Source organism: Streptomyces sp. SPB074 (genome assembly GCF_000154905.1).
Taxonomy (GTDB): domain Bacteria; phylum Actinomycetota; class Actinomycetes; order Streptomycetales; family Streptomycetaceae; genus Streptomyces.
Genome location: NZ_GG770539.1, coordinates 945,429 through 953,376, shown reverse-complemented (window position 1 = coordinate 953,376; position 7,948 = coordinate 945,429). Strand labels below are relative to the sequence as shown.

At 73.6% G+C, this 7,948-nt stretch carries 7 protein-coding genes and 2 pseudogenes; 3 read left to right on the top strand and 6 right to left on the bottom strand.

Annotated features, from left to right (window positions below; translation table 11 throughout):
• Positions 1–25 precede the first annotated feature (25 nt).
• Positions 26–955, bottom strand: coding sequence for a DUF1996 domain-containing protein (locus SSBG_RS03875; RefSeq protein WP_008744917.1), 930 nt, complete (start codon positions 953–955; stop codon positions 26–28).
• A 453-nt stretch (positions 956–1,408) separates the two neighbouring features.
• Positions 1,409–2,008 carry a TetR/AcrR family transcriptional regulator gene (locus SSBG_RS03870; RefSeq protein ID WP_037871055.1) on the bottom strand — a complete coding sequence of 200 codons (600 nt, stop codon included), beginning with the start codon at positions 2,006–2,008 and terminating at the stop codon, positions 1,409–1,411.
• A gap of 231 nt (positions 2,009–2,239) precedes the next feature.
• Here SSBG_RS03870 and SSBG_RS03865 point away from each other — a divergent pair, with 231 nt between their 5' ends.
• The gene (locus SSBG_RS03865; RefSeq protein WP_234010714.1) at positions 2,240–3,199 is read left to right on the top strand and encodes an NAD(P)-dependent oxidoreductase; all 960 of its coding nucleotides are present in this window, start codon (positions 2,240–2,242) and stop codon (positions 3,197–3,199) included.
• A 59-nt stretch (positions 3,200–3,258) separates the two neighbouring features.
• On the opposite strand, the gene SSBG_RS35355 is transcribed toward SSBG_RS03865, so the two are convergent.
• From SSBG_RS35355 to SSBG_RS03855, 3 genes and pseudogenes are all read right to left on the bottom strand, one after another.
• On the bottom strand, positions 3,259–3,435 hold the full coding sequence (locus tag SSBG_RS35355) for an SDR family oxidoreductase (protein ID WP_267880254.1): 177 nt from the start codon (positions 3,433–3,435) through the stop codon (positions 3,259–3,261).
• Positions 3,436–3,509: 74 nt separating this feature from the next.
• Positions 3,510–3,956: pseudogene (locus SSBG_RS35350) on the bottom strand (SDR family oxidoreductase); the annotation flags it as partial.
• A 91-nt stretch (positions 3,957–4,047) separates the two neighbouring features.
• The gene (locus SSBG_RS03855; protein ID WP_008744914.1) at positions 4,048–5,064 is read right to left on the bottom strand and encodes an aldo/keto reductase; all 1,017 of its coding nucleotides are present in this window, start codon (positions 5,062–5,064) and stop codon (positions 4,048–4,050) included.
• Positions 5,065–5,223: 159 nt separating this feature from the next.
• On the opposite strand from SSBG_RS03855, the gene SSBG_RS03850 reads away from it, so the two are divergent.
• Positions 5,224–6,144 (top strand): helix-turn-helix domain-containing protein, encoded by a 921-nt coding sequence (locus SSBG_RS03850; RefSeq protein WP_008744913.1) that lies wholly within the window; start codon positions 5,224–5,226, stop codon positions 6,142–6,144.
• Positions 6,145–6,321: 177 nt separating this feature from the next.
• Here the strand turns inward: SSBG_RS03850 and SSBG_RS03845 are convergent, their stop codons facing one another.
• Positions 6,322–6,627 (bottom strand): nuclear transport factor 2 family protein, encoded by a 306-nt coding sequence (locus tag SSBG_RS03845; protein ID WP_008744912.1) that lies wholly within the window; start codon positions 6,625–6,627, stop codon positions 6,322–6,324.
• 461 nt (positions 6,628–7,088) lie between these two features.
• Here SSBG_RS03845 and SSBG_RS03840 point away from each other — a divergent pair.
• Positions 7,089–7,948: pseudogene (locus SSBG_RS03840) on the top strand (HipA family kinase); the annotation flags it as partial.

Genomic DNA, 7,948 nt, shown 5'->3' with positions numbered 1-7,948 from the left:
CTCCGCCGGGCGGGCGCGTGCGGTTTCAGGACGGGTTGCCGTCCGCCCCGCACTTGACGATCGCGTTGATGCAGTTGGTGACGCGTCGCTGCATCTCCGCCGCGGGCCACGCGTTGAAGAAGTCACCGTGCATCGTGTATCCGGGTCCTGACGCGAGCCGGAACCCCGTCGCGTTGCCGGAGACCGGGTACCTCAGCACCTGGCGGAGCTTGGGCACGGGGACCGGGTGGCTCGGGGGGCAGGCCCCGTTCACCGGGTAGGACATGTGGCTCTTGTGGTCGGCCGAGTCCAGGTCGCGGCCGTTCCAGCACTGCGGGAAGTCCAGGTAGGACTCCAGCATCGAGCCGGGCGGGCAGGTGACGAAGTCCTTCGACGGGTTGACCTCGCCGTGGTGCAGGCAGGACCAGCGGGCGATCGACGTCGGGTCGTTCGTGCCGGTCGCCTTGGCGTTGCCCGCGACGATCCGCAGGCCCTGGGGGAGCGGCTTGATCAGCCGGATGATGTCGTCGCGCACCCCCTCGCCGAGGTAGTAGAAGGTGGTACCCGTCGGCTCGACGGCCTGGTCGTTCGCGTACAGGGTCGGGACCCAGTACGAGGACGTGTCGATGCTCGGGCTGCACGTGGACGCGGCACCCAGCAGGTCGTTGACCGTGGTGTGCGCGTTCGTCGCGTGGCTTCCGAAGAAGCTGTGCATGTGCGAGGCGCCGGGCAGATTCGGGAAGACGATCGGGTCGTCGGGCAGCCGGTGGCTGTAGGGACACTCGGCGAGGAACTCCGCGACGCGCACGACATCGGCCTTCTGCGCGCCGGACTCCGGCGAGCGCGGCTCGGCACCCGCCGTGGAGCCGGTGAAGAGCATCGTGAGCAGGAGACCGAGGGTCGCGAAGAGCGGCGGCCACAGGCGCCGGCGCCCTCGGGGGCGGCCGGTCGGACGGGGGGGTCTTCTGAGCAGCACAGCACTCCTCCTTCAGGGGAAGTGTGGTGGGGTGTGCCCGCACCCTGAGGTGCGCAGGCCGTGTGGGGGCTTGCGCAGTGAGTGAAGCGCCACACGCCGGGCGCGTCAATACTTCTCGTACACAGCAAAAAGAGAATTTCGCTTCTGTGTAAAGAAGTTGATGTAATGCCTTTGCGGGCGAGCGTCCGCTATCCGTGCGTGGCGCGAAATCTCGGTACGTCAATGGCTCCCGAGCTGCGCCGACATGTGATCGCGCAGACTTGAACCAGCCTTTACCGCAGATGAATTCGCGACCTTGTGCATTCATTCTCCGAACGCCTGAGGCGGGTTTCCGGGCGTGATCACGTCAACGGGCCCCGCGCCTCCACGGCCCGTGTTCCGCCTCGGGCGGCCCGGCCCCGGGGGTCCGGTCCGGGAAGCCCGGCCCCCGGGGTTCCGCCCCGGGGGCCGGGCTCAGTCCCCGGACGGCGCGGCCGCGTCGAGCAGCGGCCCCAGTTCCCGTACGGCGTCGCGCAGCGGCTCGACGTCGCGCGTCGCGCGGGCGAGCAGCAGTGCCCCTTCGAGCGTGCTGATCATGAGCGTCGCGAGCGCGTGCGTACGCGCCTCGGGCACGCCCATCGCGCCCAGCGCCTCCGCGACGGCGGCGCGCCAGCCGTCGAAGGCGCGGGCGGCGGCGGTACGGGTCGAGGCGACCGATTCCGCGCTGTCGACCGTCGCCGCCGCGACCGGGCACCCGGCGGCGAAGCCCGCCTCGCCCTCGTACTCCTCGGTCCACTGCCGGACCATAGCAGTGAAGAGACCGCTCGGCGAGGGCGGGTCGAGCGCGGCGACGAAACGGTCCACGCGGCGGGCCGCGTACCGGCCCGCCCAGTCGACCGCCTCGTTGACCAACTGCTCCTTGCCGCCGGGGAAGTAGTGCTGGAGCGAGCCGCGCGGCGCTTCCGCGCGCGCGGCGGCCTCGCGCATCCCGGTCCCGGCGACGCCGCCCCTGCGCAGGAGCTGCGCGGCGCTGAACACCAACCGTTCCCGGGGACCGCGCACCGGTTCCGCCACCACCGCCACCTCCTTCGACCGGCCGCCAGCATAACGACGCCCCCCGTCATGACAGCCGTCATGAAGCACCTCTACTATGACGGCTGTCATGATGCGTTCCGTGTGCGATGTCGTGCCCGGACGCGCCTTTGCGTCCCGCCTTTTGCGTCCCGCATCCCGTGCTGTCGAGGAGCCCGCGTGCTGCCCATCCCCGAAGACGACACCCCGACCGGCTTCCTCGGACTCGGCACGATGGGACAGGCCATGGCCCTCAACCTCGCCCGCGCGGGCGTCCCGCTCGTGGTCTGGAACCGCACCGCCTCCCGCGCCGAGCCGCTGCGGGAGGCGGGCGCGGCGGTCGCGAGCGAGGCCGCCGAGGTTTTCCGCCGCTGCCGGACCGTCTTTCTCATGCTCGCCGACGAGGCGGCGACCGACGCCGTACTGGCGCGCGGCACGCGGGAGTTCGCATCTCGTGTCGCGGGCCGCACCCTCGTCGTGACGGGCACGAACCCGCCCGCCTACGCGCGAGCGCTGGAGGCGGAGGTGCGGGCGGCGGGCGGCGCCTACGTCGAGGCACCCGTCTCCGGCTCCCGCGTCCCCGCCGAGAACGGCGAACTGGTCGCGATGCTCGCGGGCCGCGGCGAGGACCTCGCGCGCGTGCGCCCCTCGCTCGCCCCGCTGTGCAAGGCGAGTTTCGTGTGCGGCACGGCCGCCCCGCAGGCCCTCCTCATGAAGCTGGCCGTCAACCTCTTCCTCATCACCACCGTCACCGGACTCGCCGAGTCCTTCCACTTCGCCGCACGCCACGGCCTCGACCTCGGCCAGTTCCTCGACGTCCTCGACGCGGGCCCCATGGCGAGCCCCGTCTCGCGCGTGAAGTCCCCGAAGCTCCTCGCCCGCGACTTCACCGCACAGGCGACCATCACCGACGTCCTCAAGAACAACCGCCTGATCGCCGACGCCGCCCGGACCGCCGGCCTCGCGTCCCCCCTCCTCGACGCCTGCCACGCCCTGTACGGGGAGACCGCCGACGGGGGCTTCGGCAGGGAGGACATGATCGCCGTCCTGCGCGCGCTGGAGAGCCGTACGGAGGCGGAGGGCCGGACGGAGGCGGAGGGCCGTGCCGCGTCGGAGGCGGGCGCGGGGTCGGAGGCGGGCGCCGCCCCGGAGGCGGGCGCGGCGCGGGAGACGGGCACCGCGCGCGGCGTGTGACGCCATCCGCCGGAGGCCGGGCGGCGGGGGCCCGGGCGACCCGGGCCCCGCGCGCCCGCTCAGCGGGCGAGCATTCCGCCGTCCGCGACGTAGGCGGCGCCGGTGACGTAAGAGGCTTCGTCGGAGGCGAGGAAGAGCACGAGGCGGGAGATCTCCTCCGGCTCGGCGAGCCGGCCCAGCGGGACGCCCGCCGTGACGGCGGCCCGGCCGGCGTCGTCCAGCCCGTTGGCGACCATCGGCGTGAGAACGCCCCCCCCGGGTGCACGGAGTTGACGCGGACGCCTGCGGGGCCGTACTCCACGGCGGCGGCCATCGTCATGCCCCGTACCGCGAGCTTGGCCGAGGTGTAGGCGACGTTCGGGGTGCCCGCGTGGGAGAAACCGGCCGTGGAGGAGATGTTGACGATCGACCCACGGCCTGCGGCGACCATCCCGGGCAGTACCGCGCGCATCCCGAGGAAGACGCCGAACTGGTCGACGTCCACGGTGCGCCGGTACACCTCCGGGTCCAGTTCGGCGGCCGGCGTGAACGGACCCGCCACACCGGCGTTGTTCACGAGCACGGTGACCGGCCCGAAGACCGCCTCCGCGTGGGCGAGTGCCGAGTCCCAGGAGCCCGGGTCGGTCACGTCGAGCCGGGTGAAGGCGGCGGTGCCGCCCAGCTCCGAGGCCAGCGCGCGGCCCGCTTCCTCGTCAACGTCCCCGAGGACGACGCGGGCGCCTTCGCGGGCGAAGGCGCGGGCGTGCGAGGCACCCATGCCCTTCGCCGCGCCACTGATGAGGGCGACTTCGCCGCCGAACCTGCTCATGAGTTCTTCCTTGTCCGTGAGAGGGGTGGGCACCGGCCGGTCACGCGCGGCGGCGCAGGGTCTTGTCCGCGAGGTCCGGGATCTCGGCGTCGTAGTTGTCGGCCGGGTTGAGGTCGCTGCCTGGCGCCACGATTTCGTCGATGCGGTCGAGGGACGCCGCGTCGAGCGTGACATCGGCCGCCGCGAGCAGGTCGTCCAGCTGCTCCGGGGTGCGCGGCCCGATGAGCGCCGTACTGACGGCCGGGTGCGCGCGGACGAAAGCGAGCGCGAGGTGGGTCATGGGCACGCCCAGCCCGTCCGCCAGTTCGCGCAGCTCGCCCGCCGCGCGGACCTTCTCCCGGTTGGCGGGGCTGTCCAGGTCGAAGGCGTGCCGCTCCATCCGGGCGCGCTGCCCGCCGCCGGGCTCGGCGCGCCCGGCGAGCCAGCCGCTCGCGAGCGGCGCGTAGGTCAGCGCGCCCATCCCGTACGCGCGCAGGGCGGGGAAGACGTGCGTCTCGGGGCGCCGGTTGAAGAGCGAGTAGCGCGGCTGCTCGGTGACGAAACGCCGGTGGCCGCCCTTCTCGGCCGCCCACTGCGCGGCGACGATCAGCTCCGGCGGGAAGGTCGAGGAGCCGATGGCGCGGATCTTTACCTCGCGGACGAGGTCGCTCAGCGTGCTCAGGGTCTCGTCCAGGCCCGTCCGGTAGTCGGGGCGGTGTATCTGGTAGAGGTCGATGTGGTCGGTGCCGAGGCGGCGCAGGCTGTCCTCGACCGCGCGCCTGATCCAGCGCGGCGAGCCGCGCGCCCGGTTCGGGTCCTCTCCCATCGGCAGGCCGAACTTCGTCGCGAGGACGACGTCGTCGCGGCGCCCCTCGAGCGCGAGGCCCACGACGCGTTCCGACTCGCCGTTCGTGTAGACGTCGGCGGTGTCGACCAGATTGATCCCCGCGTCCAGCGCGCGGTGCACCATGGCGACCGCCTGCTTGTCGTCCGGCCCGCCGGGGAAGCCGAAGTTCATCGCGCCGAACGCGAGGTCGCTGACCACGATGCCGGACGTACCGAGCGTGTTCTGTCGCATACCGGGCTCACCGTCCCTTTCGTCCTTGATGGCTGGTTCTTTTCCACTGCACCATGGGAGAGCGGGGGGGGCGGCACACCGTGCTGTGCCGGGGTAATGCCCGGAGGGGGTAACGGCAGACCCCCCGCTGCGCCGCGTCGGCGCCGTTACGCTCGGACCATGAGCGACCCCGCCGCCAACGACCTGCGCGAGTTCCTGCGTACGCGCCGTGCCCGCATCAGCCCGCAGGACGCGGGCCTCCCGGCCTCCATGGGGGTGCGCCGGGTGCCGGGGCTGCGGCGGGAGGAGGTGGCGCTGCTCGCCGGGGTCAGCGCCGAGTACTACGAGCGCCTGGAACGCGGCCGGACCAAGAACGTCTCCGCCGCCGTGCTGGACGCCGTCGCCCGCGTCCTACGGCTCGACCCGGCAGAGCGCGAGCACCTCTTCGCCCTGGCCGGACCGGCCCGTACCAGGAGCGCCGCCGCGCCCGTTCCGCGCCTGCGCCCCGGTCTGCGCCGCGCGCTCGACCTCATGACGGACGTGCCCGCGCTCGTCCTCGGACCGCGGCAGGACCTCGTCGCCATCAACCCGCTGGGCGCCGCCTTCTACGCCGGGCTCGACTCGCTGCCCACCGGGCAGCGCAACATGGTCCGCTACCTCTTCACCGTGGACGCGGCCCGCGAGCTCTACGAGGACTGGGCGAGCACCGCCCGCAAGATCGTCGCCGAGCTGCGCCGGTACGCGGGCGGCCACCCGCACGACCCGAAGCTCGCCGATCTCGTCGGCGACCTCGCCGTCCGCGACCCCGATTTCCGGCAGTTGTGGGCCGAGCACGACGTGTACCTGCGCGAGCACGGCAGCAAGCGCTACCACCACCCCGTCGTCGGCCCCCTGGAGCTGGGGTACGAGGCGTTCGCGCCCGTCGGCCAGCCCGAACTGGTCCTCGGGATGCACACCGTCGAGCCCCACTCCCCGTCCGCCGAGGCCCTGGCGCTCCTCACCCACTGGACCGCGACCGGCGAGGCCGCTCCGCGACCCGGCGACGACGCGCCCGACGGCGGTGCCGCGCACGGCGCGGCGGACCCCGGCACGGCCCCGTGAGGCCCGCCGGGGCGGTCGTGAGGCCCGCCGGGCGGCTCCGGCTCAGCGGCTGAACCACAGCTCCCACCGCCGCGAGGCCAGCCGCCAGCCCTGAGCGGTGCGCACGTACGTGTCCTGGTCCTGGCCCACCGCGAACGGCGCCGTGGCCGGGAGGTCCCCGGCGCCCTCCGCCGGTACCTAGTACGCGGTCACCATCACGCTGCCGCTCGCCCGGTCGGGCCCCTCGGCGAGGAAACGCGGGTTGGAGAGCGAGTGCCGGATGCCGGGCAGGGGCCTCGCCCGGTCGAAGTGCTCGCCCCAGACGCGCAGCGCGTCCCGTCCCAGGACCGGTTCCTCGGAGATCCGGAACTCGACGTCGTCGGTGACCAGCTCGTGGACGCTGCCCGCCCGGCCGTTGTCCAGCCGCCAGCTGATCTCGGTGACCAGCCGCGACAGGGCCAGGTGATCGGTGTCGCCCACCAGGGTGTCGGAGGAAGGGGTCATGGTTTCTCTCCTGTCCGGGGACCGGGACGTCCCCGCTCATCACGCCGCCCCCCTTCTCCGAGCCTGGGCGCCCGGCGCCCCGGGCGCAACCGAGACCTCGCGCACACCGCGAGGCTCCCCGGGAGAGACGTCGCCGGGCCGTCCGGGCGCGGACGCGGACCCGCGCCCGCGTGGCGGCGCGGCGCCCCCGGCGGTCGTGCCGCCGACGCCCGGCGGCGGAGGAGATCACGGAGCCTCGCGGTCCCGTTTTCCGCGCGCGTCCGCATCCGGAGCGGTCCGGCCGGATGGGGCCCGTGACGGAGCCGGTCCGGCGGCCCGGGTCCTCGCCCCCGGTCGTCACGCTTGGTTACTATGCTCACTTCATGGCGGAGGGCCGGGCCGGGCGGGAAAAGCGCCCCGGACCGCGTCGCGCGGAGGCTCGCCGCGGAACTCGCGGGGAGCGCGTCTTGGGGGCTCGGAACATGCTGAGGAAGGTCACCGCCACCCGCTACGTCGAGCCTCTGCACGGGGGCGGGTCCGTTCCCGGTGTCGTGGAGGCCGACGACCTCGGGACCTACGTCGTGAAGTTCACCGGGGCCGCGCAGGGGCGCAAGGCGCTCGTCGCGGAGGTGATCGTCGGGGAGCTGGGGCGGCGGCTCGGGCTGCGGGTGCCCGAGCTGGTGCTGGTGGACTTCGATCCGGCGCTCGGCGCGGGGGAGCCGCACCAGGAGGTGCGGGAACTGCTCGACGCGAGTGGCGGGACCAACCTCGGGATGGACTACCTGTCCGGCGGCGCCGACTTCGTCGCGGGCACGTTCGCCGTCGACCCGCTGGAGGCCGGGCGGGTCGTCTGGCTCGACGCGCTCACCGCGAACGTCGACCGCACCGTGCACAGCACCAACCTGCTCGTCTGGCCCACGCGCGGCGTCGCGCCGCCGCGCCTGTGGCTCATCGACCACGGAGCCGCGCTCGTCTTCCACCACCGCTGGGCCGGGGCCGAGGACGCGCGGGGCAAGCGCTACGACTTCCGGGCGCACGCCTTGGGCGGCTACGCCCCCGACACGCGCGCCGCCGACGCCGAACTGGCTCCGAAGGTCGGCGAGGAACTGCTGCGCGAGGTCGTCGGGCTCGTCCCGGACGCCTGGCTGGAGGGCGAGGACGGCTTCGCCGCCCCCGGTGAGGTCAGGGACGCGTACGTGCGCCACCTCGCCGAGCGCGCCGCGCTCTCCGCGCGATGGCTCCCGACGGACTTCCCGAGCGCGGGCGAACTGTCCGAGGCCGACCGCCGCCGCCGCGACGCGAGCCTCGCGGCCGCCCGGCTTGGCTCCAGCACGTCCCCGAA

Bases quoted from the DNA above. Each gene is read 5' to 3' on its own strand.
- SSBG_RS03865 (WP_234010714.1), top strand. From the start codon at position 2,240: ATGGGACAGGCCATGGCCCTCAACCTCGCCCGCGCGGGCGTCCCGCTC.
- SSBG_RS35355 (WP_267880254.1), bottom strand. From the start codon at position 3,435: ATGGTCGCCAACGGGCTGGACGACGCCGGCCGGGCCGCCGTCACGGCG.
- SSBG_RS03855 (WP_008744914.1), bottom strand. From the start codon at position 5,064: ATGCGACAGAACACGCTCGGTACGTCCGGCATCGTGGTCAGCGACCTC.
- SSBG_RS03850 (WP_008744913.1), top strand. From the start codon at position 5,224: ATGAGCGACCCCGCCGCCAACGACCTGCGCGAGTTCCTGCGTACGCGC.
- SSBG_RS03845 (WP_008744912.1), bottom strand. From the start codon at position 6,627: ATGACCCCTTCCTCCGACACCCTGGTGGGCGACACCGATCACCTGGCC.